Source organism: Kosakonia sp. S42 (genome assembly GCF_016624785.1).
In the GTDB taxonomy this organism is placed as follows: Bacteria; Pseudomonadota; Gammaproteobacteria; order Enterobacterales; family Enterobacteriaceae; genus Kosakonia; species Kosakonia cowanii.
Genome location: NZ_JACVTW010000029.1, coordinates 18,679 through 42,976, shown reverse-complemented (window position 1 = coordinate 42,976; position 24,298 = coordinate 18,679). Strand labels below are relative to the sequence as shown.

27 protein-coding genes and 1 pseudogene are annotated in these 24,298 nt (G+C 58.6%); 16 read left to right on the top strand and 12 right to left on the bottom strand.

The window, feature by feature from the left end; all coding sequences use genetic code 11:
- The 7 genes from IAE50_RS26135 to hypA all read right to left on the bottom strand — a co-directional run.
- On the bottom strand, nt 1–230 hold a 230-nt coding region (locus IAE50_RS26135; protein WP_234467277.1), incomplete at its 3' end, for a hypothetical protein.
- Entirely contained in the window at nt 223–2,304 is a 2,082-nt protein-coding gene (flhA, locus tag IAE50_RS21400; RefSeq protein WP_200581221.1) for a formate hydrogenlyase transcriptional activator FlhA, read from the bottom strand. The genes IAE50_RS26135 and flhA, both read right to left, overlap by 8 nt.
- Before the next feature lie 43 nt (nt 2,305–2,347).
- Nucleotides 2,348–3,358 carry a hydrogenase expression/formation protein HypE gene (gene hypE, locus IAE50_RS21395; RefSeq protein ID WP_200581220.1) on the bottom strand — a complete coding sequence of 337 codons (1,011 nt, stop codon included), beginning with the start codon at nt 3,356–3,358 and terminating at the stop codon, nt 2,348–2,350.
- Entirely contained in the window at nt 3,355–4,476 is a 1,122-nt protein-coding gene (hypD, locus tag IAE50_RS21390; RefSeq protein ID WP_200581219.1) for a hydrogenase formation protein HypD, read from the bottom strand. Before hypD ends, hypE begins: the two co-directional genes overlap by 4 nt.
- A complete protein-coding gene (locus IAE50_RS21385) occupies nt 4,476–4,748 on the bottom strand; it encodes a HypC/HybG/HupF family hydrogenase formation chaperone (RefSeq protein WP_042718782.1) in 273 nt (90 codons plus the stop codon). Before IAE50_RS21385 ends, hypD begins: the two co-directional genes overlap by 1 nt.
- The gene (gene hypB, locus IAE50_RS21380; protein ID WP_200581218.1) at nt 4,739–5,611 is read right to left on the bottom strand and encodes a hydrogenase nickel incorporation protein HypB; all 873 of its coding nucleotides are present in this window, start codon (nt 5,609–5,611) and stop codon (nt 4,739–4,741) included. Before hypB ends, IAE50_RS21385 begins: the two co-directional genes overlap by 10 nt.
- A 3-nt stretch (nt 5,612–5,614) precedes the next feature.
- Nucleotides 5,615–5,962, bottom strand: coding sequence for a hydrogenase maturation nickel metallochaperone HypA (gene hypA / locus IAE50_RS21375; protein ID WP_023480549.1), 348 nt, complete (start codon nt 5,960–5,962; stop codon nt 5,615–5,617).
- A 197-nt stretch (nt 5,963–6,159) separates the two neighbouring features.
- Between hypA and hycA the strand changes: the two genes are divergently transcribed.
- The 9 genes from hycA to hycI all read left to right on the top strand — a co-directional run bounded on the left by hycA (nt 6,160) and on the right by hycI (nt 13,976).
- Nucleotides 6,160–6,627 carry a formate hydrogenlyase regulator HycA gene (hycA, locus tag IAE50_RS21370; RefSeq protein WP_023480582.1) on the top strand — a complete coding sequence of 156 codons (468 nt, stop codon included), beginning with the start codon at nt 6,160–6,162 and terminating at the stop codon, nt 6,625–6,627.
- A gap of 96 nt (nt 6,628–6,723) precedes the next feature.
- On the top strand, nt 6,724–7,332 hold the full coding sequence (locus IAE50_RS21365; protein WP_200581217.1) for a 4Fe-4S dicluster domain-containing protein: 609 nt from the start codon (nt 6,724–6,726) through the stop codon (nt 7,330–7,332).
- Entirely contained in the window at nt 7,329–9,143 is a 1,815-nt protein-coding gene (gene hycC / locus IAE50_RS21360; RefSeq protein ID WP_200581216.1) for a formate hydrogenlyase subunit 3, read from the top strand. The genes IAE50_RS21365 and hycC overlap by 4 nt, the downstream gene beginning before the upstream one ends.
- A 2-nt stretch (nt 9,144–9,145) precedes the next feature.
- Entirely contained in the window at nt 9,146–10,072 is a 927-nt protein-coding gene (locus IAE50_RS21355) for a respiratory chain complex I subunit 1 family protein (RefSeq protein ID WP_124967423.1), read from the top strand.
- Between the two features lie 12 nt (nt 10,073–10,084).
- Nucleotides 10,085–11,794: a formate hydrogenlyase subunit HycE gene (gene hycE / locus IAE50_RS21350; RefSeq protein ID WP_094421840.1), complete on the top strand. Its 1,710-nt coding sequence runs from the start codon at nt 10,085–10,087 to the stop codon at nt 11,792–11,794.
- Nucleotides 11,795–11,811: 17 nt separating this feature from the next.
- Complete coding sequence (locus tag IAE50_RS21345) at nt 11,812–12,354, top strand: formate hydrogenlyase complex iron-sulfur subunit (RefSeq protein WP_200581215.1); 543 nt, start codon at nt 11,812–11,814, stop codon at nt 12,352–12,354.
- Nucleotides 12,354–13,118 (top strand): NADH-quinone oxidoreductase subunit B family protein, encoded by a 765-nt coding sequence (locus IAE50_RS21340; protein WP_054804324.1) that lies wholly within the window; start codon nt 12,354–12,356, stop codon nt 13,116–13,118. Before IAE50_RS21345 ends, IAE50_RS21340 begins: the two co-directional genes overlap by 1 nt.
- A complete protein-coding gene (locus IAE50_RS21335) occupies nt 13,118–13,528 on the top strand; it encodes a formate hydrogenlyase maturation HycH family protein (RefSeq protein ID WP_200581214.1) in 411 nt (136 codons plus the stop codon). Before IAE50_RS21340 ends, IAE50_RS21335 begins: the two co-directional genes overlap by 1 nt.
- Complete coding sequence (gene hycI / locus IAE50_RS21330) at nt 13,521–13,976, top strand: hydrogenase maturation peptidase HycI (protein WP_076769120.1); 456 nt, start codon at nt 13,521–13,523, stop codon at nt 13,974–13,976. Before IAE50_RS21335 ends, hycI begins: the two co-directional genes overlap by 8 nt.
- Here hycI and IAE50_RS21325 read toward each other — a convergent pair.
- Complete coding sequence (locus IAE50_RS21325; RefSeq protein WP_094421838.1) at nt 13,973–14,926, bottom strand: diguanylate cyclase; 954 nt, start codon at nt 14,924–14,926, stop codon at nt 13,973–13,975. The genes hycI and IAE50_RS21325 overlap by 4 nt on opposite strands.
- A gap of 167 nt (nt 14,927–15,093) precedes the next feature.
- Here IAE50_RS21325 and IAE50_RS21320 point away from each other — a divergent pair, with 167 nt between their 5' ends.
- Nucleotides 15,094–15,954 carry an aldo/keto reductase family oxidoreductase gene (locus IAE50_RS21320; RefSeq protein WP_200581213.1) on the top strand — a complete coding sequence of 287 codons (861 nt, stop codon included), beginning with the start codon at nt 15,094–15,096 and terminating at the stop codon, nt 15,952–15,954.
- 127 nt (nt 15,955–16,081) lie between these two features.
- On the opposite strand, the gene IAE50_RS21315 is transcribed toward IAE50_RS21320, so the two are convergent.
- Both IAE50_RS21315 and IAE50_RS21310 read right to left on the bottom strand, forming a co-directional pair.
- Entirely contained in the window at nt 16,082–17,077 is a 996-nt protein-coding gene (locus IAE50_RS21315) for a LacI family DNA-binding transcriptional regulator (protein WP_200581212.1), read from the bottom strand.
- Nucleotides 17,078–17,107: 30 nt separating this feature from the next.
- On the bottom strand, nt 17,108–18,967 hold the full coding sequence (locus tag IAE50_RS21310; RefSeq protein ID WP_200581211.1) for a beta-glucoside-specific PTS transporter subunit IIABC: 1,860 nt from the start codon (nt 18,965–18,967) through the stop codon (nt 17,108–17,110).
- A 218-nt stretch (nt 18,968–19,185) separates the two neighbouring features.
- On the opposite strand from IAE50_RS21310, the gene IAE50_RS21305 reads away from it, so the two are divergent.
- From IAE50_RS21305 to IAE50_RS21290, 4 genes are read left to right on the top strand one after another with little or no spacing between them, the layout of a single operon-like run.
- Nucleotides 19,186–19,500 carry an antibiotic biosynthesis monooxygenase gene (locus IAE50_RS21305; protein WP_200581210.1) on the top strand — a complete coding sequence of 105 codons (315 nt, stop codon included), beginning with the start codon at nt 19,186–19,188 and terminating at the stop codon, nt 19,498–19,500.
- Nucleotide 19,501: 1 nt separating this feature from the next.
- Nucleotides 19,502–19,894 carry an amino acid-binding protein gene (locus IAE50_RS21300; RefSeq protein ID WP_094421828.1) on the top strand — a complete coding sequence of 131 codons (393 nt, stop codon included), beginning with the start codon at nt 19,502–19,504 and terminating at the stop codon, nt 19,892–19,894.
- The gene (locus tag IAE50_RS21295) at nt 19,891–20,595 is read left to right on the top strand and encodes a helix-turn-helix transcriptional regulator (RefSeq protein WP_200581209.1); all 705 of its coding nucleotides are present in this window, start codon (nt 19,891–19,893) and stop codon (nt 20,593–20,595) included. The genes IAE50_RS21300 and IAE50_RS21295 overlap by 4 nt, the downstream gene beginning before the upstream one ends.
- Before the next feature lie 33 nt (nt 20,596–20,628).
- Nucleotides 20,629–21,162: a type IV pilus biogenesis/stability protein PilW gene (locus IAE50_RS21290; RefSeq protein WP_200581208.1), complete on the top strand. Its 534-nt coding sequence runs from the start codon at nt 20,629–20,631 to the stop codon at nt 21,160–21,162.
- 36 nt (nt 21,163–21,198) lie between these two features.
- Here the strand turns inward: IAE50_RS21290 and IAE50_RS21285 are convergent, their stop codons facing one another.
- Both IAE50_RS21285 and IAE50_RS21280 read right to left on the bottom strand, forming a co-directional pair.
- Nucleotides 21,199–21,606: a putative T6SS immunity periplasmic lipoprotein gene (locus IAE50_RS21285; RefSeq protein WP_200581207.1), complete on the bottom strand. Its 408-nt coding sequence runs from the start codon at nt 21,604–21,606 to the stop codon at nt 21,199–21,201.
- A gap of 6 nt (nt 21,607–21,612) precedes the next feature.
- The gene (locus tag IAE50_RS21280; protein WP_232045226.1) at nt 21,613–21,996 is read right to left on the bottom strand and encodes a type IV secretion protein Rhs; all 384 of its coding nucleotides are present in this window, start codon (nt 21,994–21,996) and stop codon (nt 21,613–21,615) included.
- A gap of 480 nt (nt 21,997–22,476) precedes the next feature.
- Here IAE50_RS21280 and IAE50_RS21275 point away from each other — a divergent pair, with 480 nt between their 5' ends.
- On the top strand, nt 22,477–23,241 hold the full coding sequence (locus IAE50_RS21275; protein WP_200581206.1) for an isocitrate lyase/phosphoenolpyruvate mutase family protein: 765 nt from the start codon (nt 22,477–22,479) through the stop codon (nt 23,239–23,241).
- Nucleotides 23,228–24,288: pseudogene (locus tag IAE50_RS21270) on the top strand (bifunctional transcriptional activator/DNA repair enzyme AdaA). The gene IAE50_RS21275 and the pseudogene IAE50_RS21270 overlap by 14 nt, the downstream one beginning before the upstream one ends.
- The last annotated feature ends 10 nt before the right edge of the window (nt 24,289–24,298 follow it).

Below are 24,298 nucleotides of genomic sequence, written 5' to 3'. Positions count from 1 at the left end.
ACCTTGTCATTCACGCTTCGGTTCGCCGATTTCAGCGGGGACACAACCCCCTCGCTGTGAGACTTGATGTAAAGGGAAAATCTGTGTTGCTGAAGGAATGCCTGATGGCGGCTGCGCCTTATCAGGCCTACAAAACCCTGTTTCTGAAACGGCGTAGGCCGGATAAGCGCAAGCGCCATCCGGCATTGGCGTTCAAAAAGGTTGCCGGATGGCACCTGAACCTTATCCACCCGACAAATCATCCTTATCAATCCCCAGCCGTTTCATACGTGAGAGCAGCGTGGTGCGCTTCAGCCCCAACCGCTGCGCGGCGCCTTTTGGCCCGGCGACCACGCCGTTGGTCTCCTTTAACACGCGCACAATCAGCTGATACTCATCCTCCCCGTCGCGCGGTGACTCGGCGGGCGGTGTCGCGGGCACGACCGGCATGGCGATCTCCGCCATCGAAAGCTGCAACACATTGCCGCGCGTCAGCAGCACCGCGCGCTCAATCATATTCTCCAGCTCGCGCACATTCCCCGGCCACTCCATCGCGCTCAGCACCCGCAGGGTTTCCGCCGGAATACTGTCGATATTGCGCCCCATCTTGCGGGCGATTTTGAAGGTGAAGGCTTTCACCAGTAGCGGAATATCCTCCGGGCGCTCGCGCAGCGACGGCAGCTGGATAGGAAACACATTCAGACGGTAGTAAAGATCGCTGCGAAACTCGCGATCGGCGACCATCTTCTTCAGATCGCGATTGGTGGCGGCGATCAACCGCACATCGGTGCGGATCAATTTGTTACTGCCGAGCCGCTCAAACTCCTGCTCCTGCAACACGCGCAGCAGCTTCGGTTGCAGCTCGAGCGGCATATCGCCCACCTCATCAAGAAACAGCGAGCTCTTATCCGCCAGCTCAAAGCGGCCGATGCGCTGGGCGCTGGCACCGGTAAACGCACCGCGCTCATGACCAAAAAGATCGCTCTCCATCAATCCGGCCGGCATCGCCGCGCAGTTCATCTTCACCATCCGGCGGCTGTTGCGCTCGCTCAGGTTGTGGATAGCGCGGGCAATCAGCTCCTTACCGGTGCCGGTTTCGCCGAGGATCAGCACCGTGCTGTTACTGCGCGCCACCATCTCCACCTGTTTCAGCACCCGCGACATCGCCTCGCTGCGGCCGATGATCTCGCCGAATTCGCTGTCGACCTTATTAAGCTGCTCGGTTAGCGCGAGGTTCTCATCCACCAGCCGCTCCTTCAGGCGATGGATCTCCTGATAGGCCAGCGCGTTATCCACCGCAATGGCGATACGCTCGGCGATCTGGCGCAGCAGCTTGAGGTTCGCCTGGGTAAAGACCTCCTTCTGGCACTGCGCCAGCTTCAGCACGCCGAGCAAATTTTTGCCCGACATCAGCGGCAGCAGGCAGAGCGTCTGGATCTGGTTGCCCCAGGTCTCAAACAGCATCCGCTCATAGGGGGCAAGCTTGTCGCGCTCGTGCAGGTTGAGCAGCAGCATCTCTTTACTCAGGAACACGCGCTCCGTCAGCGTGCCCGCCTCGTCCGCCTCCTGGGTTTCATGCGTCGGATTGGCCTCATCAAGGTAGTGCGTGGAGTAGATGGTCAGCTTGCCTTTGCGGCTGCCGCGCAGCACCAGGCTGATGGCGTCAATGCCGAAGTAGTAGTGGATCTCTTTGGCGACTTCGCTCACCAGCTCATCCATATGCAGCCGCGAGAGCACTGCATTGGTAATGGCGACCAGAATGCGGTAATCGTTGCGCTCCTGGCTGAGCAGGGCATAGTCCGGCGTGCGCCGGTCGCGGGTCTGCAACTGTTCAGCCACCACCGCGACTAGCTGCGTCAGCGTATTAAGGCGCTCCAGCTCGCGCTCGCTCCAGGGCTGGTCGTCATAGCGAAAGAACTCGCAGCCGCCGAAAATCTGCCCCTCCGCCGCCAGCGGCAGCAGCGCGTAGTGGGCGAAGGGTGGGTAAAGCCCGCTTGCGGCAAGGACGGGCCAGGTCTCATTAAACAGCTCCGCCGTGCAGTGCAACGCCTGCGGGTGCGAGAGAATATGCCGCACCGGCCCGCTCGCCAGCAGCGCCTGATCGCCATACTCCGCGCCCTTTTCCGTTGTCTGAACACTGTAGCGGCTCGCCCGGTGGCTATCCGCATGCCACAGCACAATCGCCGCGCCCTGCGCCAGCCCCGCCTGACGCGCCAGCTGTGCCAGCGTTTCGCTGAGCGCCGCCACGTTCGGCTGCTGTAATAATATCCGCGTGATATCGAAAAGCCCTTGCTGTCCGAGATCGCTCATCGGTGTATACGACATTTTGCTCATCCAGAAACACACCAACAGGTGTGAAAAATAACAACTAGCAGATCCGCGGTAACGGCTCCGCATGGGGGAGATCTAACAGGCGTTTCACGCCGTAAAGCCCGGCTAACCGCACGCCCTGTTGTTCGACGACTTCGCCAATCATCGCGGCATCTTTACCTAAAGGGTGGGCGCGTAAGTGGCTGAGCGCCAGTTCGGCGCTGTCGCGCGCAACGGCGATCACCAGTTTGCCTTCATTGGCGAAGTTAAGCGCATCCAGCCCCAGCAGTTCACACACGCCGCGCACCGCCGGGTTAATTGGCAATTTGCTCTCTTGTAATTCAATGCCATACCCGCAGGCGGCGGCAAACTCATGCACTACCGCGTTGACGCCGCCACGCGTTGCGTCGCGCAGGGCTTTGATGCCGGGCAGCTCGCGCAGCGTCTCAATTAACGGCGTCAGCACCGCGCAGTCGCTGCTTAACTCACCGTCCAGCCCCAGCCCTTCACGCAGGTTGAGGATCGTCGCGCCGTGGTCGCCCAGCGTGCCGCTTGCCAGCAGCACATCGCCCGGCTGTAACGAGGCTGCCGCCCAGTGAAGGGTGGCGGGGATCGCTCCAATACCGGCGGTATTAATAAACAGCTTATCCGCCGCGCCGCGCTGCACCACTTTGGTGTCGCCAGTGACGATGGCGATCCCGGCGCTGCGGGCCGTTGCCGCCATGCTCTCCACCACCTGTTTCAGGGTTGCCATCGAGAGCCCCTCTTCGAGGATAAAGCCGCAGGAGAGGTAGCGCGGGATCGCGCCGCTGACCGCCACATCATTGGCGGTGCCGCAGACGGCGAGTTTGCCGATGTCACCGCCGGGGAAAATCAGCGGGTCAATCACATAGCTGTCGGTGGAGAAGGCAAGCCTGTCGCCGCCCGCCGCCAGCGCGGTGAGATCGAGGCGCGCCTGATCCTCCTGCTCCGCCAGCCAGGGGTTGGCAAAAGCCTGCATAAAGAGTTCGCCTATCAGCTGCTGCATCGCCTGGCCGCCGCTGCCGTGCGCCATCTGAACCTCATTCATACTTCACACTCCTGAGCACGATAGTGATACCAGGCGGCGCAGGCTCCTTCAGAGGATACCATCAGCGCGCCAAAGGCGCTTTGTGGATTACAGGTGTTGCCAAATAGCGGGCAGTGGTGCGGTTTGCAGCGCCCGGTCAGCACGTCGCCGCAGCGGGCGCGCGGGTCGTCATACACCTGCTGCATGGCTGGCTGGAAATGGGCTTCGGCGTCAAAACGCTGATAGGGAGCGGTCAGATGCACGCCCGACTCGCCAATCATCCCCAGCCCGCGCCACTCGCTGTCGCCGCGCACGGTGAACACCTCGGCAATCGCCTCTTGCGCCCGCCGGTTGCCCTCATCCGGCACTACGCGGCGGTATTGGTTCTCCACCTCGCTTCGCGCCGCAACTTTCTGCTCGACCAGCATCAACACGCCCTGTAACAGGTCGAGCGGCTCAAAACCGGCGACCACCAGCGGGCGCTGAAACTCATCGGCAATAAAGGTATAGGCATCGGTGCCAATCACCATGCTGACGTGGCCGGGCGCGAGAAAGGCGTCAATGCCGTTATCGGGCTGCTCAAGCAGGCTGCGCAGGGTCGGGATCAGCGTGATGTGCTGGCAGAAGAACCAGAAGTTGTTAATATCCCGCGCCTTCGCCTGCTGTAGCGTAATCGCGGTGGCGGGCATGGTGGTTTCGAAGCCGAGGCCAAAAAAGACCACCTTACGCTGCGGGTTTTTCTCCGCCAGCGCCAGCGCATCGAGCGGCGAGTAGACGATGCGCACATCCGCGCCGCGCGCCTTCGCCTGTAACAGTGAGCCGTTTTTGCCCGGCACGCGAATGGCGTCGCCAAAGGTGCAGAAGATCACCTCCGGGTGGCTGGCGATCTCCACGCAGGTGTCGATGCGCCCCATCGGCAGGACGCAGACCGGGCAGCCGGGGCCGTGGATAAACTCAATATTCTCCGGCAGCAGCTGGTCGAGGCCAAATTTGAAAATGGCATGCGTGTGGCCACCGCACACCTCCATAATGCGCAGCGGTCGCGCAGCGGTGTAAGCCAGTGCGTTAGCGCGTTCACGCAGGCGGGCGATAAGCTGCATCACCTGCTCCGGCGCGCGGTATTCATCGACAAAGCGCATTATCCCTCCTCGCCGTAGAGCAGCGCGCCGACATCCGGCTCAACATCAAACATGTTTTGCAGCGCCGCCAGCGTTTCGCGCGCTTCCGCTTCGTTGATGATGCTCATGGCAAAGCCGACGTGCACCAGCACCCACTGGCCGATACGCGAGCGACCCTGCTCATCTTCACTGCCAACCAGCGTTAAATCGACATTGCGCTGGATGCCGCTGACATCGACTTTCGCCTGCAGGCCGTCAATGGCGCAGATTTGCCCCGGTACGCCTATGCACATCGTTGCGCCTCCAGCCACTCAAGCCACGCGTCCATGCCGTCGCCTTTGGTGGCGGAAACCAGCAGGATCTCAATCTCCGGGTTTACCTCCCGCGCGTAGGCGATGCACTGCTCAACATCGAAGTTGAGGTAGGGGAGCAGATCGACTTTGTTGAGCAGCATCAGCGAGGCGGCGGCGAACATATGCGGATATTTGAGCGGCTTATCCTCGCCTTCAGTTACGGAGAGCACCGCCACTTTATGCCGTTCGCCGAGATCGAAACTCGCCGGGCAGACCAGATTCCCGACGTTCTCAATAAACAGGATTCCCTGCTCGGCCAGCGGCAGACGCGGTGCGGCATCGGCAATCATCTGCGCGTCGAGGTGGCAGCCTTTGCCGGTATTGACCTGAATCGCCGGGGTGCCGGTGGCGCGGATGCGCGCGGCGTCGTTAACGGTTTGCTGATCGCCCTCAATCACCGCGCAGGGGCGGCGGTTTTTCAGGCGCAGCAAGGTTTCCGTGAGCAGAGTGGTTTTGCCGGAGCCGGGGCTGGAGACGAGATTCAGCACCAGTTGCTGGCGGGCCGCGAAGCGCGCGCGGTTGCGGGCGGCGATGCGGTTGTTCTTATCCAGCACGTCGATCTCAACTTCCAGCATCCGCCGCTGGCTGATGCCCGGCGCATGGGTTCCCGCTGCGCCGTGGCCATAATGCAGGTCGCCCTCGTCAAGCTGAGTCGGGCTGAACGCATCGGTTTTGACCCCGGTAATGGTCAGCGCCGGGCGCGTCGCCGGGGCGAAGGGGGCGCTGCGAAAGGCGGAGTGGGGGTTATGTTCATCGCCTTCTATATAGCGGTTTCCATCCTGACAACCACATGTCGTACACATTGCTTACTCCTCAATTTCCAGTCGCTGAATTTGCATACCGTCGTCGGCGACGATCTGCAACTGGTCGCTGTGGCATTGTGGACAGCGGCGTACACGCTGACTGAGTAACGTCACATACTGCTGGCAAGACTCACACCAGCACTCGGCCTGTTGTTGTTCGATATGCAGTCTACAACCTTCCGCCAGGCTGCCGCGGCAGACCAGATCAAAACAAAACGTTAAAGCGTCCGTTTCGACGCAAGAAAATGCGCCCACCTTCAGCCAGACGCCGGTGACCTTGCGTGCGCCATTTGCCGCCGCCTGTTGTTCAATCACCTCCAGCGCGCGCTGGCACAACGTGATTTCATGCATAACGCCTCCTTATCATTTCCCCTGCTAATGCAATAACAGTGCCACTCCCGATTTAGTCAGGGTGACGATGACGACAATGACGAGATGACACGTCGAAATTCGCCTTTATTTTTATAAAAGCAATTAAAATCAGTAGGTTAAAAACTGGCATGGATGATGCTTATCAGCAGTTGTTTCAATTAAGCGGGTAAGCTGAGATGACGATTTGGGAAATTAGCGAAAAGGCGGATTACATCGCCGGACGGCACCACCGTCTGCAAGAGGCGTGGCGCAGTTACTGCAATACGCTGGTTCAGGGCATTACGCTCGCCAAAGCGCGTTTGCACCACACCATCGGCTGTGCGCCGGAGCAGCAGCTCTGCTTCGTGCTGTTCGATCACTTCACGGTTTATATCACCCTGAGCGGCGGCTTTAACGGCCACACCATTGAGTATGCGATTGCCAATAAAGGCAGTGAAGAGAAGCGTTTAATCGCCGAGGCGCGGCTCACCAGCGACGGGAAAATTGATGGTCTGTTTGAGGTCCGCGATCGCGAAAAAGTGCTTGAGCACTACCTCGGCAAACTCGCCGCCGTCTACGACAACCTCTATGCCGCAATGGAAGCCGATACGCCGGTCAACCTCACCACCCTTGCCCGCGACGGGCACTCGCCGGTGCTGGCCTGAGCTGGAGTGTCGACGGGTGTCGAGATGACACCGAAAGCGACATGTTTCGTCAAAAATGACTGCCCGTAAGCGGGCGACTCACCTGAGGATCGACTGGTGAACCGTTTTGTAATTGCCGACCCGGCGCTCTGTATTGGCTGCCACACCTGCGAGGCGGCCTGCGCCGAGACGCACCGCGCGTATGGATTGCAGGCGATGCCGCGCCTGCGCGTTATGCGCAGCCAATATGAATCCGCGCCGCAGCAGTGCCACCACTGTGAAGATGCGCCCTGCGCCGGGGTCTGCCCGGTGAACGCTATCAACCGCGTGGATGGCGCGGTGCAGCTCAATGAGAGCCTCTGCGTTAGTTGCAAGCTCTGCGCGATTGCCTGTCCGTTCGGCGCGATTGAGTTTTCCGGCAGCCGTCCGCTGGATATTCCGGCCAACGTCAACACGCCAAAAGCGCCCGCCGCGCCGCCGATGCCTGCGAAAGTGAGTTCGCTGCTCGACTGGGTGCCGGGCGTGCGCGCCATCGCCGTGAAGTGCGACCTCTGCTACTTCGACGCTGACGGCCCGGCCTGCGTGCGCATGTGCCCGACCAAGGCGCTGCACCTGGTCAGCCCGCACGATATCAATCGCGCCAGCCGCCGCAAACGCGAGCAGACCCTTAATAGCGATTACGGCGATCTGGCGCAGTTTGCGCAGAATAACGGGAGTGCAAAATGACGCTTTTCTCTTTGCTGAGCGGCGCGGTCGTCACACTGAGCTGTGCGGCACTGCTGGCGGGCCTGCTGAGTGCGTTCAAAGCAGTGAGCGGCTTCTTCGCCGGTCTTGGCGGTGCGGCTGGCTGCCTGCTGGCGACGGCGGCCGGTGCTGGCGCACTGCTCGACGGGCAAACCGTGAGCGGTATTGTGCCGCTCATCAACCTTCATCTGTTGCTCACGCCGCTCAGCGCTGTCTGGCTGCTGACGCTTGGCGTCTGCGGCTTCTTTATCAGCCTCTATAACCTGGCGTGGCACCGCCATCAGGCGGTAAAAGCCAATGGGCTTTTGATTAACCTCCTGCTGGCGGCGGCGATCTGCGCGGTGAGCGCGGCCAACCTTGGCGCGCTGGTGGTAATGGCGGAGATCATGGCGCTCTGCGCGGTGTTCCTCACCGGGTGCAGCGCCTCCGGCAAACTCTGGTTCGCCCTCGGGCGTCTCGGCACACTGCTGCTGGCGCTGGTCTGCTGGCTGCTGTGGCAGCGCTACCAGACCCTCGATTTCAGCGTGTTGAGCCTGCACCCCCTGAGCGGCGGCCTCTGGCTGCTCGGCGTGATCGGTTTTGGCCTGCTGGCGGGGATTATCCCGCTGCACGCCTGGGTACCGCAGGCCCATGCCAACGCCCCAGCTCCGGCGGCGGCGCTCTTCTCCGCCGTGGTGATGAAAGTCGGGCTGTTCGGCATCCTGACACTCTCTTTACTTGGCGGGCAACCGTCGCTGTGGTGGGGCGTGCTGCTGCTGGCGTTTGGTCTGCTGACCGCGTTTGTCGGCGGGCTGTATGCGCTGATGGAGCACAACATTCAGCGGCTGCTGGCTTACCACACGCTGGAGAACATCGGCATTATCCTGCTCGGCCTTGGCGCGGGCATCACCGGGCTTGCGCTGCGCCAGCCTGCGCTGGTGGCGCTCGGGCTGGTCGGCGGTCTCTATCATCTTTTCAACCACAGCCTGTTTAAAAGCACGCTGTTTCTCGGTGCGGGCGCGCTCTGGTTTGCTACCGGTTTTCGCGATATCGAAAAACTGGGCGGCCTCGGTAAACGCATGCCGCTTATATCACTGGCGATGCTGGTGGGCCTGATGGCGATGGCCGCGCTGCCGCCGCTCAATGGTTTCGCCGGTGAGTGGGTGATCTACCAGGCCTTCTTCCGCTTAAGTGCCAGCGGCAATTTTCTCCTGCAAGTGATGGGGCCGCTGCTGGCGGTTGGGCTGGCGATCACCGGCGCGCTGGCGGTGATGTGCATGGCGAAAGTCTATGGCGTCACCTTCCTTGGCGCACCGCGCAGCGCGCAGGCAGAAAATCCGCGCCCGTTGCCGTGGCTGATGAGTGTAAGCGTGGCGGCGCTGGCGATCTGCTGTGTGCTTGGCGGTGTTGCCGCGCCGTGGCTGCTGCCGCGCCTGTTCAGTGCCGTGCCGCTGCCGCTTGAAACGGCGAACACCGTGGTGTCGCAACCGATGATTGCCCTGCTGCTGATTGCCGCGACGCTGCTGCCGCTGGTGCTGCTCCTGCTGCTGAAGGGCGACCGTCTGCCGTCACGCAGCAGGGGGGCGGCGTGGGTGTGTGGGTACGATCATGAAGCGTCGATGGTCATCACCGCCCACGGTTTTGCGATGCCGGTTAAAGCGGCCTTCGCGCCGGTACTCGCGCTGCGCAAATGGCTGGAGCCGACGCTGTCGCTGCCCGCCTGGCGGGGAGACGCCGCGCCGCTGCTGTTTCGTCGCCTGGCGCTGATTGAGCTGGCGGTGCTGGTAGTTGTGGTGATTTCCCGAGGAGCCTGAAGATGAGTTTTCTGTTTGCTGTTGTACAGGCGCTGGTGCTGTTCGCCCTTGCGCCGCTGCTTTCCGGCATCAGCCGCGTGGCGCGTGCGCGTCTGCATAACCGGCGCGGGCCGGGCGTGCTGCAAGAGTATCGCGATCTCTTCAAACTGCTCGGGCGGCAGAGCGTCGCCCCGGCGGCTTCCGGCTGGGTCTTTCGCCTGACGCCGCTGGTGATGGTTGGCGTGATGCTGACGATTGCCACTGCGCTGCCGGTGGTAACGGTGGCCTCACCGCTGCCGCTGCTCGGCGATCTGATCACGCTTATCTACCTCTTCGCCATTGCCCGCTTCTTCTTCGCTATCGCCGGGCTGGATACCGGTAGCCCCTTTACCGGGCTGGGTGCCAGCCGCGAAGCGATGCTCGGCGTGCTGGTGGAGCCGATCCTGCTGTTGGGCTTGTGGGTGGCGGCGCTGGTCGCCGGATCAACCCATATCACCCACATTACTGACACCGTTTATCACTGGCCGCTGCACGCCAGCCTGCCGCTGTTTCTTGCGCTATGCGCCTGCGCCTTCGCCACCTTTATTGAGATGGGCAAGCTGCCATTCGATCTGGCGGAAGCGGAGCAGGAGTTGCAGGAGGGGCCGCTCTCCGAGTACAGCGGCAGCGGCTTCGCCATCCTCAAGTGGGGCATCAGCCTGAAACAGCTGGTGGTGCTGCAACTGTTTGTTGGCGTCTTTTTACCCTGGGGGCAGATGACCGCCTTCAGCATTGGCGGTCTGCTGCTGGCGCTGGTTGTCGCGCTGCTGAAACTGCTGCTCGGCGTACTGGTTATCGCCCTGTTTGAAAACAGCATGGCGCGCCTGCGTTTTGTTGCCGCCTCGCGCGTCACCTGGGCCGGTTTCGGCGTCGCCTTCCTGGCCTTTGTCTCCTTGCTGGCGACCTATTAAGAGAGTTTATCTATGTCTGAAGAAAAGATCGGCCAACACTACCTTGCCGCGCTGCATGAAAAATTCCCCGGCGTGGTGCTGGAGAGCGCATGGCAGACGAAGGATCAGCTGACCCTGACCATCAAAATCAACTACCTGCCGGAAGTGGTCGAGTTCCTCTACTACCAGCAGGGCGGCTGGCTGTCGGTGCTGTTTGGCAACGATGAGCGCAAGCTCAACGGCCACTTCGCCGTTTACTACGTGTTGTCGATGGAGCAGGGCGTCAAGTGCTGGATTACCGTGCGCGTCGAAGTGGATGCCCTGAAACCGGAGTACCCCTCGGTCACGCCGCGCGTGCCGGCGGCAGTATGGGGCGAGCGCGAAGTGCGCGATATGTATGGCCTGATCCCGGTAGGCCTGCCCGATGAGCGCCGTCTGGTGCTGCCCGACGACTGGCCGGATGAACTCTATCCGCTGCGTAAAGACAGCATGGATTACCGCCAGCGCCCCGCGCCAACCACCGATGCGGAAACCTACGAGTTCATCAACGAACTGGGCGATAAGAAGAACAATGTGGTGCCAATTGGCCCGCTGCACGTCACCTCTGACGAACCGGGCCATTTCCGCCTGTTTGTCGATGGTGAGAACATTATCGACGCCGATTACCGCATGTTCTATGTCCACCGCGGCATGGAAAAACTGGCGGAGACCCGCATGGGTTACAACGAGGTGACCTTCCTGTCGGATCGCGTCTGCGGCATCTGCGGCTTTGCCCACAGCACCGCTTACACCACCTCGGTGGAGAACGCGATGGGCATTGTGGTGCCAGAGCGTGCGCAGATGATCCGCGCCATTTTGCTTGAGGTCGAGCGCCTGCACTCCAACCTGCTTAACCTCGGCCTTGCCTGCCACTTTGTAGGCTTTGACTCCGGCTTTATGCAGTTCTTCCGCGTGCGTGAGACCTCAATGAAGATGGCGGAAATTCTCACCGGGGCGCGTAAAACCTACGGCCTGAACCTGATTGGCGGTATCCGTCGCGACATGCTGAAGGATGAGATGATCCAGACCCGCCAGCTGGCGCAGCAGATGCGCCGCGATGTGCAGGAGCTGGTCGATATGCTGTTAAGCACGCCGAATATTGAGCAGCGCACGGTCGGCATTGGCCGCCTCGATCCGCAAATCGCCCGCGACTTTAGCAACGTTGGCCCGATGGTGCGCGCCAGCGGCCACGCCCGCGACACCCGCGCCGATCACCCGTTTGTCGGCTACGGCCTGCTGCCAATGACCGTTCATACCGAGCAGGGCTGCGATGTCATTTCGCGCCTGAAAGTGCGCATCAACGAAGTCTTTACCGCCCTGAATATGATTGATTTCGGTCTCGATAATCTGCCCGGCGGCCCGCTGATGGTCGAGGGCTTTACCTATATTCCGCACCGCTTTGCTCTTGGCTTTTCCGAAGCGCCGCGCGGGGATGATATCCACTGGAGCATGACCGGCGACAACCAGAAACTCTACCGCTGGCGCTGCCGCGCGGCGACCTACGCCAACTGGCCAACCCTGCGCTATATGCTGCGCGGCAATACCGTCTCTGACGCGCCGCTGATTATCGGCAGCCTCGATCCCTGCTACTCCTGCACCGACCGCATGACGGTGGTGGATGTGCGCAAGAAAAAGAGCCAGGTGGTGCCCTACAAAGAGCTGGAGCGCTACAGCATTGAGCGTAAGCACTCGCCGCTGAAATAGAAGGAGCGTTGCAAGCCATGTTTACCTTTATCAAAAAAGTGATCAAAACCGGCGCGCCGACAAGCGAATATCCGCTGTCGCCGATGCCGGTTGATAAAAATTTTCGCGGTAAGCCGCAGCACAACCCGCAGCAGTGCATCGGCTGCGCGGCGTGCGTCAACGCCTGCCCCTCTAATGCGCTGACGGTTGAGACCGATCTCGCCACCGGCGAGCAGGCCTGGCAGTTTAATCTTGGGCGCTGCATCTTCTGCGCCCGCTGCGAAGAGGTCTGCCCGACGGCGGCGATTACCCTGTCGCAGGAGTATGAGCTGGCGGTGTGGAACAAGGCCGACTTTCTGCAACAGTCGCGCTTTGAGCTGTGCCAGTGCCGCGAATGCGCGCGCCCCTTTGCCGTACAAAAAGAGATCGATTACGCCATCGCGCTGCTGGCGCATAACGGCGACACCCGCGCCGAAGCGCACCGCGCCAGCTTTGAAACCTGCCCGGCCTGTAAACGCCAGCAGTGCCTGGTGCCAACCGACCGGATTGAATTGACCCGTCATATGAGAGAGGCCAGCTGATGAGCCAGCTTATTGGACCGCGCGACGCAGAGGGCATTCCGCTGCCGATGACGGTGGAGGAGTCCATCGCCAGCATGAAAGCCTCGCTGCTGAAGAAGATCAAACGCTCGGCCTACGTCTACCGCGTGGATTGCGGTGGCTGCAACGGTTGTGAAATCGAAATTTTCGCCACCCTTTCGCCGCTGTTCGATGCCGAACGCTTCGGTATTAAAGTGGTGCCCTCGCCGCGTCATGCCGATATTTTGCTCTTTACCGGCGCGGTCACCCGCGCAATGCGCTCCCCGGCGTTACGCGCCTGGCAATCGGCGCCCGATCCGAAGATCTGCATCTCCTACGGTGCCTGCGGCAATAGCGGCGGGATCTTCCACGATCTCTACTGCGTCTGGGGCGGAACGGACAAGATCGTGCCGGTCGATGTCTATATTCCCGGCTGCCCGCCGACGCCTGCCGCCACGCTGTATGGCTTTGCGATGGCGCTCGGGCTGCTGGAGCAGAAAATTCACGCTCGTCTGCCCGGCGAACTGGACGATCAACCGGCGGAGATCCTCCATCCGCAGATGGTGCAACCGCTGCGGGTCAAAGTAGATCGCACCGCGCGCCGACTGGCGGGTTATCGCTATGGCCGCCAGATTGCCGATGACTACCTGCGCCTGCGCACCCTCGGCGAGCATGAAGTGATGAACTGGCTGGCGCAGGAGAACGATCCGCGCCTGACGGAGATTGTCAGCCACCTTAACCAGGTGGTGCAGGAGGCGAAAATCTGATGAGTGAAACGGTGGTCTTTAGCCAGCTGCGGCGCAAATTTATCGACGAAAACGAGGCGACGCCGCCGCAGGCGCAGCAGGTGGTCTACTACAGTCTGGCTATTGGCCACCATCTTGGGGTGATCGACTGTCTGGAGGCGGCGCTCACCTGCCCGTGGGACGACTACATGGCGTGGATCGCCACCCTCGAAGCGGGCAGCGAGGCGCGGCGGAAAATGGAAGGGGTGCCGCGCTATGGCGAAATTGTTATCGACAGTACGCATGTGATGCTGCTGGCGAACGCGTTTGACCGCGCGCTGGCGCAGCAAACCGCAACGCAGCAGGCGTGGAGCCGCGAGCTGTTGTCGATGCTGCATGATATTTACCAGGAGAGCGCCATCTATCTGATGGTCAGGAGGTTACGTGACTGACGTTTTACTCTGTGTCGGCAACAGCATGATGGGCGACGATGGCGCAGGCCCGCTGCTGGCGGAGATGTGCGCCGCGAAACCTGCCGGAGAGTGGCGGGTGATTGATGGCGGTAGCGCGCCGGAGAATGATGTTGCCGCGATCCGTGATTTGCGCCCGGCACGGCTGCTGCTGGTCGACGCTACCGATATGGGGCTTAACCCCGGCGAGATCCGTGTGGTTAACCCGGACGACATCGCCGAGATGTTTATGATGACCACCCACAATATGCCGCTCAACTACCTGATCGATCAGTTGAAAGAGGATGTCGGCGAGGTGATTTTCCTCGGCATTCAGCCCGATATCGTCGGCTTTTACTACCCGATGACGCCGCCGGTGAAGGCGGCGGTAGAGACGATCTATCAGCGGCTTGAGGGCTGGCAAGGGCAGGGCGGTTTCGCCACCCTTTAACGGCGACGTTTTTCCGCGTACATCACTTTGCCGCTCTCCTCCAGCATGTCGCGCAGGGTGGTGTACTTCTCATCCTGCTCAATCACGCCGTGGGAGTAGTTGATGTGGTAGTTTTTGCCGCCGCTCACCTCCAGCGTGTCCATTCGCGTTTGCAGATCGAAGAGGAAGGCATCGACATCGTGCTCGGCGCTGTTGCTGAGTAGCACGGCAAACTCCCCGCCGCCCATGCGCGCGGCGATATCCTGCTCCTGCAGGCATTTCGTCAGCGTGCTGGCGAAGGTTTTCACCACCGCATCCCCCTCTTTACTGCCCAGCACTTCATTGATCGACTTCAGGTTGTCGATGCTGAAATAGAGCAAGCTGAAGGGGGTGTTGTGCTCTTTCGACAAGGTGAAGCGCTTCTCGCCGGAGCGGTAAAAGCCGCGGCTGTTGGGCATGCCGGTCAGGGCATCGGTCATCGCCATACTGAGAATTAAAAACTCATCTTCGACGATGGCGGCGAAATCGAGCAGGGTGTTGATCTCCGCGCTGGAGAAGGGGCGCGGGTAGGTATCAATAATGCAGATGGTACCGGCAATGGCGCCATCCGGCAGACGCACCGGGCAACCGGCGTAGAAACGCACCCACGGCTCGCCGGTGACGAAGGGGTTATCGGCAAAGCGCGTATCCATCTGGGTATCTTTCACAATAAAGACGCCCTCTTCGAGAATGGCGTGGGCGCAGAAAGAGAGGTTACGCGGGGTTTCGTGGGTATCAATGCCGCCGCGAGAGAGCAGCCACTGGCGATCGCGATCGAGCAGGCTAATCACCGCAATCGGCACATCGAAGGTGGTTTTCGCCATGCGGGTTAAGCGGTCGAAGCGTTCGTCATCTTTTTTATCAAGCAAATCCATCATGTATAAAGAGTGCAGACGCTCTTTTTCGTTGACTGGCATAGCTGGAAAAATCATATGACATCCTCGATAGGGCCCGTTTTCTAAAGTGTAGACATTTCTTGTAACGATTGCGTTATATATCCGTGGCTTGAGGATGGGCTTTACCCTTCGCACAAAAGGTGCATTGCCGCCTTCAGACGCGCCGCCTACAATCGACTGACTTAACACACAGGAGCAATGCTATGTCTGAACTTTCGCTGACTTATCGTCTGGGCGACAACGAAGTAGGTCGTCTGGGTTATGGTGCAATGCAGCTCGCAGGCCCTGGCGTGTTTGGCCCGCCGGCCGATGAAGCGCGCGCGCTGCAAGTGCTGCGCGATGCGGTAGCCGCCGGGGTGAATCATATTGATACCAGTGATTTTTACGGCCCACACGTCACCAATAAATTGATTAAGCAGGCGCTGCATCCCTACCCGGATAACCTGACGATTGTCACCAAAGTCGGCGCGCGCCGCGATGAGAAGGCCAACTGGCTGCCCGCTTTTAGTGATGAAGAGCTGACCCGCGCGGTGGAAGATAACCTGCGCAATCTCGGGCTTGATGTGCTGGATGTGGTGAATCTGCGCGCGATGTTCAGTGCCCACGGCCCGGCGGAAGGGTCACTGGAGGCGCCGCTGGAGACCTTAATTAAGCTTAAAGATCGCGGCTTGATTCGCCATATTGGCCTGAGCAACGTGACGGCGAAACAGGTGGCGGATGCGCAGAAGATGACGTCCATCGTCTGCGTGCAGAATCTCTATAACGTGGCGAACCGTCAGGATGATGCGCTGATTGATAGTCTGAATGAGCAGGGCATCGCCTTTGTGCCGTTCTTCCCGCTTGGCGGTTTTTCACCGCTGCAATCGAGCGAGCTGAATGCGGTGGCGGCGGAGCTTGATGCAACGCCAATGCAGGTGGCGCTGGCGTGGTTGTTACAGCGTTCACCCAATATTTTGCTGATCCCGGGCACCTCTTCTCCGCAGCATCTGCAGGAGAACCTCGCCAGCGCCAGGCTGGTATTGCCGCACGAGGTGCTGGAAACATTAAACAGCATCGGCGCGTAGCAAACGATTCGGTATTTGTCGGCGTGATAAGTATTTGTAGGCCTGATAAGCGCAGCGCCATCAGGCATTAATCGGCGGTATTGCCGGATGGCGGCTTCCGCCTTATCCGGCCTACAAAAACCAGGCATTAGCTAACTTTAACCACCGACTCGCGGCACACCAACTCGCCCTGATGGGCGCGCGGGGGCGTTTCGTCCGGCAATAAAAGGATCGCCACCGCGTGGCGGATCATCTCATCCATCGGCACATGCAGGGTGGTGAGCGCCGGGTTGTAATATTTGCCAATCACCGAATCATCGAACCCGGCAAGGGAAACATCCTCCGGCAGGCGCAGCCCGGCCTCCTGACACGCTTTCGCCACGCCAATCGCCATATCGTCATTCCCCGCCAGCACGCAGCTGAACGGCACATTGCGCGCCAGCAGTTCGCGCCCGGCCTCATAACCGCTGTCGGTGCTCCAGCTTCCGCGCACCAGCAACTGCGGATCCGGCTCGATTCCGGCGTTGCGCAGCGCCTGGTGATACCCCGCCAGACGGCTTTCGCCGGTGGGGGATCCCTCGGAACCGGCGACAAAGGCAATACGCGTATGCCCCTGCGCCAGCAGATACGCCACCATCCTTTCACTGCTCTGCTGGTGGTCAACAAACACGCACTGGCTGCGGTTGCGGCTCAGCTCGCGGTTAATCACCACAATCGGCGTCTCGCTGGTATCAATAATCTCGTCCAGCTCGTCGACCGTCAGGTATTTCGGGTAGATAAGGATCGCTTCACAGCGCAGCGACAGCAGGAGGTCGATAGCGTCGCGCTCCTCTTGCGCACTGTGTTTTCCATCCGCCAGCACCAGCTGCCGACCGTGCATTTCGCTGTCGGTCGCCGCGTGGTAAATCATGCTGGAGAAGAACGGGCCGTTGTAGAGCCCGTTAGTGATCACCAGACCGACGGAGTTGGTTTTATTATTGGCAAGGTTGCGCGCCAGTTGGTTTGGCTTGTAACCCGTTTCGTCAATCGCCTGCATAATGCGGGCTTTAACCTCTTCGCGGACAAAGACTTTGCCGTTCAGCGCGCGCGATACCGTCGCTTTGGAGACGCCTGCCAGCCGTGCGACATCCAGTATCGTTACCATTCTTCATCCTCGCTCGTGTTATCTCTCTTGTCAGGCCAGCGACATCAGCGGCGCTCCCGCGGTGACGGCACCTTGTGACTGATGGTGAGTAAGCGTGAACTCATCGCTGTTCACCACCAGCACCGGCGTTGTTAAATCATACCCGGCCTGCTCAATTTTCGCCTTATCGAATGCCAGCAGAGGCGTGCCTGCGGTGACCCGGTCGCCCTCTTTCACCAGCGGCGTAAAGTATTGCCCCTGTAAATTAACGGTATTCAGGCCAACATGGATCAGTAATTCTGCGCCATTGTCACAGATCAGGCCGATAGCGTGATGGGAGTCAATTAATGTCGCGACCTGCGCATCGCACGGCGCAACCACTTTCCCCTCGGCGGGGACAATCGCGATGCCATCGCCCAGCACTTTGCCGGCAAACGCTTCATCTTTCACGCTCTCTAGCGCAATCACTTCGCCTTTGATTGGGCTGAGCATTTGCAGTGTGCCAACGGTAACCGTCGCCGGTTTCTGCTCTGTGGGCGTCTCTTCAACCGGATCGTCAAAGCCAATAAACTGCACCATCACCACGGTCAGCACAATCGCCGTCCCGGCACCGGCCAGTTCGCCAATAAAGGACATCGGCGCATCGGGGCTGATGGCGTTCACCAGCGTAAAGAGGCCCGGCAGCGCGGCATAAGCATAATAGAGGCTGCCAAACAGGCTGGCGACAACTGCGCCGATGGCACCGCCAATACAGCCGCAGATAAAGGGCTTTTTAAAGCGCAGCGTAACGCCGTAAATCGCCGGTTCGGTAATACCAAAAATGGCGGTCACGCCTGCCGACAGCGAGGTGGCTTTCAGCTGTTTGTTACGGCTTTTAATAAACACGCCAAAGACCGCCGCCATCTGACCAATTACCGCTATAGTCTGGTAGGCCTGGAAGGAGTCATACCCCTGGGTGTCGAAGTTGGCCATGATCACCGGCGTAATACCCCAGTGAACGCCAAAAATCACAATCACCTGCCAGACGCCGCCAATAATCGCGGCCGCCAGCGCCGGAGCGGCATGGAACAGGGCGTTATAGCCATTTGCCACGCCAATCGCCGCCCAACTGGTCAGCGGCCCAATCACAATCAGCGTCAGCGGCACAATCACTACAAAGCAGATAAGCGGCGTAAAGAGCGGGCTGACCACCTCCGGCAGCCATTTTTCTACCCGGCGCTCAAACCACGACAGCGCCCAGACGAGGAACAGCGGCGGCAGCACCGACGAGGTATAAACTGTTTCCGCCAGCGGGAAGAAGAGGAACTTCACTTCGTTACCGGCGGCGATTTTACCCGCCAGCGCCGTCCACTCGGGGTTGATCAGCGCACAGCAGCAGAGCACGGCAATAAACGGGTTGCACTTAAAGTGGCGCGCGGCGGTGATAGCAATAAACACCGGCAGGAAGGCAAACGGCGTCCAGGACATAAAGTTGAGCACCGCAAAGGTGCCGGTGGATTTGATATCCGCATCCGCAAGGCCGAGCAGAATCAACAAACCCTGTAAAATCCCGGCGGCGGCAAGAATATAGACGATGGGGGCAAACACTGCCGACATGGTGGCGATCACCGCATCGAGCCAGCGCGTTTTGGGTGGCGGCGCGTCATCCCCGCGCTCTTTCACCATGCCGCTCAGGGCGTTAAAAACATCGGCGACGTGGGTACCAATCACCACCTGGAACTGACCGCCGCTCTCAACGACCGCAATGACGCCGGGCAAACTCTGCACGTTGTTTTTTGCCGTGGCGGGCGTTTCATTGAGGACAAGGCGCAGTCGTGTGGCGCAGCGGGAGAAGTTGCTGATGTTCTCTTCACCGCCGACCTCCCGCAGGATATCGCTCGCTAACTTATTGTAATCCCTGATAACGGCCATTTTTATTTACCTTTTATTATCGGAAACTGAGTAGGTGTAACTGGGTGAAACCGGTTTCATGCTAGCCTGGTGACGCTCTGCCGCAACCGGTTTCATGGAAAAGTGCGAACTGAATCACTCCTAAAAAAGAGGGGGGCAGCGACATTTCGTTGCCGGGCGAAGCATCGCGTTGGACGCTGCATAACACTGGCGAGACGGAACAGTAGAGGGAGTGACTTATGATCGCAGTGTTATTTGAAGCGGATATTGCGCCTGGCGAGCAGCCGCGCTATTTGCAGCTTGCCGCAGAGCTGAAGCCGCAGCTGGCGGAGATTGACGGCTTTATCACCATCGAGCGCTTTCAGAGCCTGAGCACGGAGGGGAAGATTTTGTCCCTCTCCTGGTGGCGCGATGAGGCGGCGGTGATCGCCTGGAAGCAAAACGTCCTCCACCAGGCCGCGCAAGCAGAAGGGCAGCGCACCATCTTTTCGTTCTACCGCATTCGCGTCGCGCAGGTGTTTCGCGACTACACCTCGACTGACAGGAGAGCCTGATATGTACGATCTTCACGTGGTGCTGGATAACGCGCCCGGCGCGCTGGCGGCGCTTGGCGAAACACTGGGTCGCAATGGCGTCGGCCTTGAGGGCGGCGGGGTGTTTACCGTCAACGCGCAGTGCCATGCTCACTTTCTGGTGGAAGAGGGGGAGCGCGCAGGGCAGGTGTTGAAGGCCGCAGGCTTTACGCTGCAAAGTGTGCGAAAGCCGCTTATCCGCAAACTAAAGCAGGAGAGGCCGGGCGAGCTGGGTGCAATTGCGCGCGCGCTGGCAAACGCCGGGATCAACATTGAGGTGCAGTACAGCGATCACGATAATCGCTTGATCCTGCTCACCGATAATGATCCACTGGCGCACGAGGTGACACAACATTGGGACGTTTCGAAAGTATGAGTTTACCTGCCGACAATTCACCGCCAGTGCTGGAAACAGCCCTTGCCGCCATCGCCAGCGCCATGGCGGAACCGTCGCGCGCGCGGATGCTCTGTGCGCTGATGGATGGGCGGGCGTGGACCGCAACGGAGCTGTGCGCGGTGGTTGATATCGCCGCGTCAACGGCCAGCGCGCACTTAACCAAGTTACTAAACAGCGGGCTGCTGGTCTGCGTCTCGCAGGGGCGGCATCGCTACTACCGGCTGGCGGGCAGCGATGTCGCCGGGCTGCTGGAAAATATGATGGGTGTGTCAATGCGCGGCGCAAAAGCCCCCGTCACCCGCACGCCGCTGGCGCTACGCCGGGCGCGTACCTGTTACGATCACCTCGCCGGTGAGATCGCCGTTGGCATTTATAGCGTGATGCAGCGAGATGGGTGGATCACCGAAGCGGGTGCTGCGGTAACCGAAACCGGCAGGCGCGAGCTTGCAAAACTCGGCGTAGCGCTCGACCTGAACACCCGTCGTAAACCTTGTAGCGCTTGCCTCGACTGGAGCGAGCGCCGCTTTCATCTCGGCGGCGATGCCGGCGCCGCGCTGCTTGTCGCCTTCGAACAGCGCGGCTGGCTGCAGCGCACGCCGGGCTACCGCGAAGTGACGATTACCGAAGAGGGAAGAAGCGCACTGTTTAGGGTGTTTGGTATAAAAAGCGCTGCGCAGTAAGGTTATGTCTCTTTTTAAAGCAGGGAGAGCGAAATGCGTATCAGTGGCGTGACAACATTCATCTTAATCCTTTTTCTCGGCGCACCCGCGATAGCGGAGCCCATACAGCAAGCCTCTGAGCTGGTGAAAAAGTACACGCTGGCAGAGGATGCGGATAAACCTGCCGTGTTAGAGGATTTCGACAAGCTCGCGCGCAAAAATCCTGAAAATGTGAATGTTATTCGCAGTTATACCAGCCTGCTTGCTTCAAGAGGCGACTATCAGAAATCGCTCACTTATCTTGAGCCTTTTAACAGAGCTAACGCTAATCCATCATTATTGCTGCAAGAGTGCATGCTCAAAGAGCGTCTGGGTAAAAAAGAGGATGCGTGCTATCAACGTGTAATCAGCGAATCGGAAAGTAATCATATTGAAAATATGGATTCTCTGATGGCGCTGTTTTTTACCAACGACGATAAATTTCTGGCGGTTAAGCAGCGTTTATTAACAAAAAATCCGGCGCTAAGTGATGATTTCACTCTCTTCTCGCAGGATAAACGCAGCGTACTGATGGTGATTTACCCGTAATAGAATAAATATGAGCCCAGTCACTGGGCTCAAAAATTAGTTATCGCTAAATATTTCTGTATTACCGTTATTATCCCGAACGGCAAAGCCTACAGAGAATATGCGTGAAGAGGGGATTATCGATTTCTCTCTTTTTTCGTCTGAGTCGAGGTAGACGGTGAAGTTATAGGAGTGCCCTTTTTCAAACTTATAGCCATAAGTCGGCATGCAACTGTCAGAGGTGGCCGCTATATCGTTGATATCATATTTTTCAAGCACATTTTGCGGATTCCCGACTTCTGAAATTTTGACAATCGCCACTTTTTCATCGCCTTCGGGTTGAACAAGAACACAAACATTATTCGCGACGGTAACAACCTTAGCCCGTAGCTGCGGAGGCTGTGGGTTCTGATGGCAGGCTGCAAGCGATAATACTAACAGGCTTACTAACACCATTTTTTTCATCGGCTATTACCTTTGGTTTAAAAAGTGTGAAAGAACATATTCGTATTCTGGCAGGACAGTCTTATTTGTTACACCCCTGAAATTGATAAGGCGTACGTTTTTAATCCATCTGGAATACCCTAGTTTTCGAAGCAACCAATAATCAGCAATGATGGATGCTTGCTGTTCCATCGTGTAGTGATGGAGCAACCTCTTACCATCAAGGCGGTACGTGTAATCAGCAAATCCGCTAAAAAGGCCGCTCAACCTTACCCACATACCTTTCTGGTGCTGCCAGACATGAGCCATTTCATGTATGAAAGTATGCTGAGATTCATCATTTCCTCGCGAGAAGTCGGATAAATAACCCTCTTTTCGAAACCACAGCTCTCCATTGGGGGGCCATTGCATAAGCAGGATCTTGTAATCCGAATGGAAAGTATTTGTCACAATGTACTTTTACGTCGTTATAAAAAATTGAATTGCCATATACAGAGCGTGCCAGCACAACTTCCCCATATGTTAACGCTCTTTCAAAGCCTTCCCTGGTTTCCATCTTTATACTCTCGGTTGTTACAAACTGCCGAAATAATTACATTTTTTGTGCGGGTATAGTCAGAGTCAAAATCTCAAAGTATTCGATGAAAAAGTCGCAAAATTAAAAAAGCTCCTGCCTTTACAGAATCACGCACCGTCACCTTCTTCCCGAAAACACCAACATCTTTAAGAGCCCCCGAACGCCGCCCCTCGTCTTCGTAGGCCGGATAAGGCGCAGCCGCCATCCGGCAAGAAAACGTGCCCGCTCAGGGTAAAAATGGTCGTCCGATTTTCGGTTGTGCGTCTATGGCTCTAAACGTCAGACTCGGCTCAACAACACCACCGGAGACGACCATGACGTTCAACGACCTTCATCAACAACCTTGCCCTTTACTGTTAGCTAACGTCTGGGATGCAAGCAGTGCCCAGGCGGCGGAGCAGGCGGGCTATGCGGCATTAGGCACTTCAAGTGCCGCTATTGCCGCACAGTTCGGCTATGCCGATGGCGAAGCAATGCCCTTCGCACACCTGCTCTTTATAGTCGAGCGCATTCGCGCCGTAAGCGACTTACCATTAAGCGTCGATCTGGAGGCGGGTTATGGCCGCTCTGCCGAAGAGATTGCGCAAAATATCCAGCAGTTAATCGCACTGGGCGTGGTCGGTATCAATCTGGAAGATAGCCAGGTGGTCAACGGCAGACGATCTCTGGTTGACCCTCTACTTTTCGCGCGTCAGTTGCAAACCCTCGTCGGCCTGCTGCCCGTGGGTTTCTTTTTCAATATCCGTACCGATACCTTTCTGCTTGGGGTCGATGATGCCCTGCAGGAAACGCTGTGGCGCGGCGAACTATATGCGGACCACGGTGCCAATGGGTTGTTTGTGCCGGGGGTAAAACAGGACACGGATATCATCACCATTGCCGGACAGGTTGCGCTGCCGCTCAATGTGATGGCCTTACCAGGGCTGGCTGATATTGCTGCACTCTCAAGCTGGGGTGTGCGGCGGATATCAACAGGAAATTTCCTGCATCAAGCGATACAGGCCCGGCTAAAAACGTTACTCTCAGGCATTCAGCGGAAGCAGGTTTTTGAGGAGATTTTCTGCGATGAAAATCAGTGATCCTGTTCAATGCGCGAACTGGTATCAGGCGTTGCTTGACCGCGCCTCGGAGTACACGGGCGTGTTCTTCGTCGGCGTGAAAACCACCGGTGTGTTCTGCATTTCTGTCTGCCGGGCGCGTAAGCCGAAGCGGGAGAATGTCGAATTTTATAGCGATATGAAATCGGCACTGGGTGCGGGTTTCCGGCCGTGCAAAGTGTGCCGACCAACAGAAAATGCCTGCTCTGCGCCAGACTTTATTGAGCAGGCGGTTACGCTGGTGCGTAATAACCTGAAATCCCGCATCAGTGATACGCAGCTGCGTGAACGGAATATCAGTCCGGAGCGTGTCAGGCGCTGGTTTTTACAACACCACGGCATGACGTTTCAGGCTTTTCAACGGATGATGCGCGTCAACGTTGCGTTGCAGGAGCTTAAAGGTGGTCGCAGCGCCACCGATGTGGCTTTCGACAGTGGGTATGAATCGCTGAGCGGGTTCGGTTACACCTATAAAAACTCACCGGTGCCGCGCCGAGCGAAGGGCGGCAGACCATCATGATCCACCGCTTCACGACGCCGCTGGGTCCAATGTTTGTCTGCGCTACCGCGCACGGAGTTTGCCTGCTTGAGTTTGTCGACAGACGTATGCTTGAAACCGAGTTCAGCGATCTGCAACGGTTGCTTAACGCCCGCATTCTCGCCGGAGAGAATGCGCATACGCGGCAGGCCGAAAAGGAGATAAGCGACTATTTTGCGGGTCATCGCCGCCATTTTGATATGGCATTAGATCTGCCGGGCAGCGCCTTTCAGCGCCTCGTCTGGCAAGGTTTGCAGGATGTGCCGTATGGTCAAACAACGCACTATCAATGCCTTGCCGAGCGTATCGCTAAACCGCTGGCGGTGAGGGCGGTCGCGGCGGCGAATGGTGCCAACCGGGTGGCAATAGTCATCCCATGCCACCGTATTATCGGTAAAAATGGCACCATGACCGGCTATGGCGGCGGCATTGCCCGCAAAAAGTGGTTAATTGAGCATGACGCGCGCCACGCGCTTAACCTGGCCGGATAGCGCAAGGCGC

Excerpts from the sequence above, each read along its gene's own strand:
- flhA (WP_200581221.1), bottom strand. The coding sequence starts at position 2,304 with ATGTCGTATACACCGATGAGCGATCTCGGACAGCAAGGGCTTTTCGAT.
- hypE (WP_200581220.1), bottom strand. The coding sequence starts at position 3,358 with ATGAATGAGGTTCAGATGGCGCACGGCAGCGGCGGCCAGGCGATGCAG.
- hypD (WP_200581219.1), bottom strand. The coding sequence starts at position 4,476 with ATGCGCTTTGTCGATGAATACCGCGCGCCGGAGCAGGTGATGCAGCTT.
- IAE50_RS21385 (WP_042718782.1), bottom strand. The coding sequence starts at position 4,748 with ATGTGCATAGGCGTACCGGGGCAAATCTGCGCCATTGACGGCCTGCAG.
- hypB (WP_200581218.1), bottom strand. The coding sequence starts at position 5,611 with ATGTGTACGACATGTGGTTGTCAGGATGGAAACCGCTATATAGAAGGC.
- hypA (WP_023480549.1), bottom strand. The coding sequence starts at position 5,962 with ATGCATGAAATCACGTTGTGCCAGCGCGCGCTGGAGGTGATTGAACAA.
- hycA (WP_023480582.1), top strand. The coding sequence starts at position 6,160 with ATGACGATTTGGGAAATTAGCGAAAAGGCGGATTACATCGCCGGACGG.
- hycC (WP_200581216.1), top strand. The coding sequence starts at position 7,329 with ATGACGCTTTTCTCTTTGCTGAGCGGCGCGGTCGTCACACTGAGCTGT.
- IAE50_RS21355 (WP_124967423.1), top strand. The coding sequence starts at position 9,146 with ATGAGTTTTCTGTTTGCTGTTGTACAGGCGCTGGTGCTGTTCGCCCTT.
- hycE (WP_094421840.1), top strand. The coding sequence starts at position 10,085 with ATGTCTGAAGAAAAGATCGGCCAACACTACCTTGCCGCGCTGCATGAA.
- IAE50_RS21345 (WP_200581215.1), top strand. The coding sequence starts at position 11,812 with ATGTTTACCTTTATCAAAAAAGTGATCAAAACCGGCGCGCCGACAAGC.
- IAE50_RS21340 (WP_054804324.1), top strand. The coding sequence starts at position 12,354 with ATGAGCCAGCTTATTGGACCGCGCGACGCAGAGGGCATTCCGCTGCCG.
- IAE50_RS21335 (WP_200581214.1), top strand. The coding sequence starts at position 13,118 with ATGAGTGAAACGGTGGTCTTTAGCCAGCTGCGGCGCAAATTTATCGAC.
- IAE50_RS21325 (WP_094421838.1), bottom strand. The coding sequence starts at position 14,926 with ATGATTTTTCCAGCTATGCCAGTCAACGAAAAAGAGCGTCTGCACTCT.
- IAE50_RS21320 (WP_200581213.1), top strand. The coding sequence starts at position 15,094 with ATGTCTGAACTTTCGCTGACTTATCGTCTGGGCGACAACGAAGTAGGT.
- IAE50_RS21315 (WP_200581212.1), bottom strand. The coding sequence starts at position 17,077 with ATGGTAACGATACTGGATGTCGCACGGCTGGCAGGCGTCTCCAAAGCG.
- IAE50_RS21310 (WP_200581211.1), bottom strand. The coding sequence starts at position 18,967 with ATGGCCGTTATCAGGGATTACAATAAGTTAGCGAGCGATATCCTGCGG.
- IAE50_RS21305 (WP_200581210.1), top strand. The coding sequence starts at position 19,186 with ATGATCGCAGTGTTATTTGAAGCGGATATTGCGCCTGGCGAGCAGCCG.
- IAE50_RS21300 (WP_094421828.1), top strand. The coding sequence starts at position 19,502 with ATGTACGATCTTCACGTGGTGCTGGATAACGCGCCCGGCGCGCTGGCG.
- IAE50_RS21295 (WP_200581209.1), top strand. The coding sequence starts at position 19,891 with ATGAGTTTACCTGCCGACAATTCACCGCCAGTGCTGGAAACAGCCCTT.
- IAE50_RS21290 (WP_200581208.1), top strand. The coding sequence starts at position 20,629 with ATGCGTATCAGTGGCGTGACAACATTCATCTTAATCCTTTTTCTCGGC.
- IAE50_RS21285 (WP_200581207.1), bottom strand. The coding sequence starts at position 21,606 with ATGAAAAAAATGGTGTTAGTAAGCCTGTTAGTATTATCGCTTGCAGCC.
- IAE50_RS21280 (WP_232045226.1), bottom strand. The coding sequence starts at position 21,996 with ATGCAATGGCCCCCCAATGGAGAGCTGTGGTTTCGAAAAGAGGGTTAT.
- IAE50_RS21275 (WP_200581206.1), top strand. The coding sequence starts at position 22,477 with ATGACGTTCAACGACCTTCATCAACAACCTTGCCCTTTACTGTTAGCT.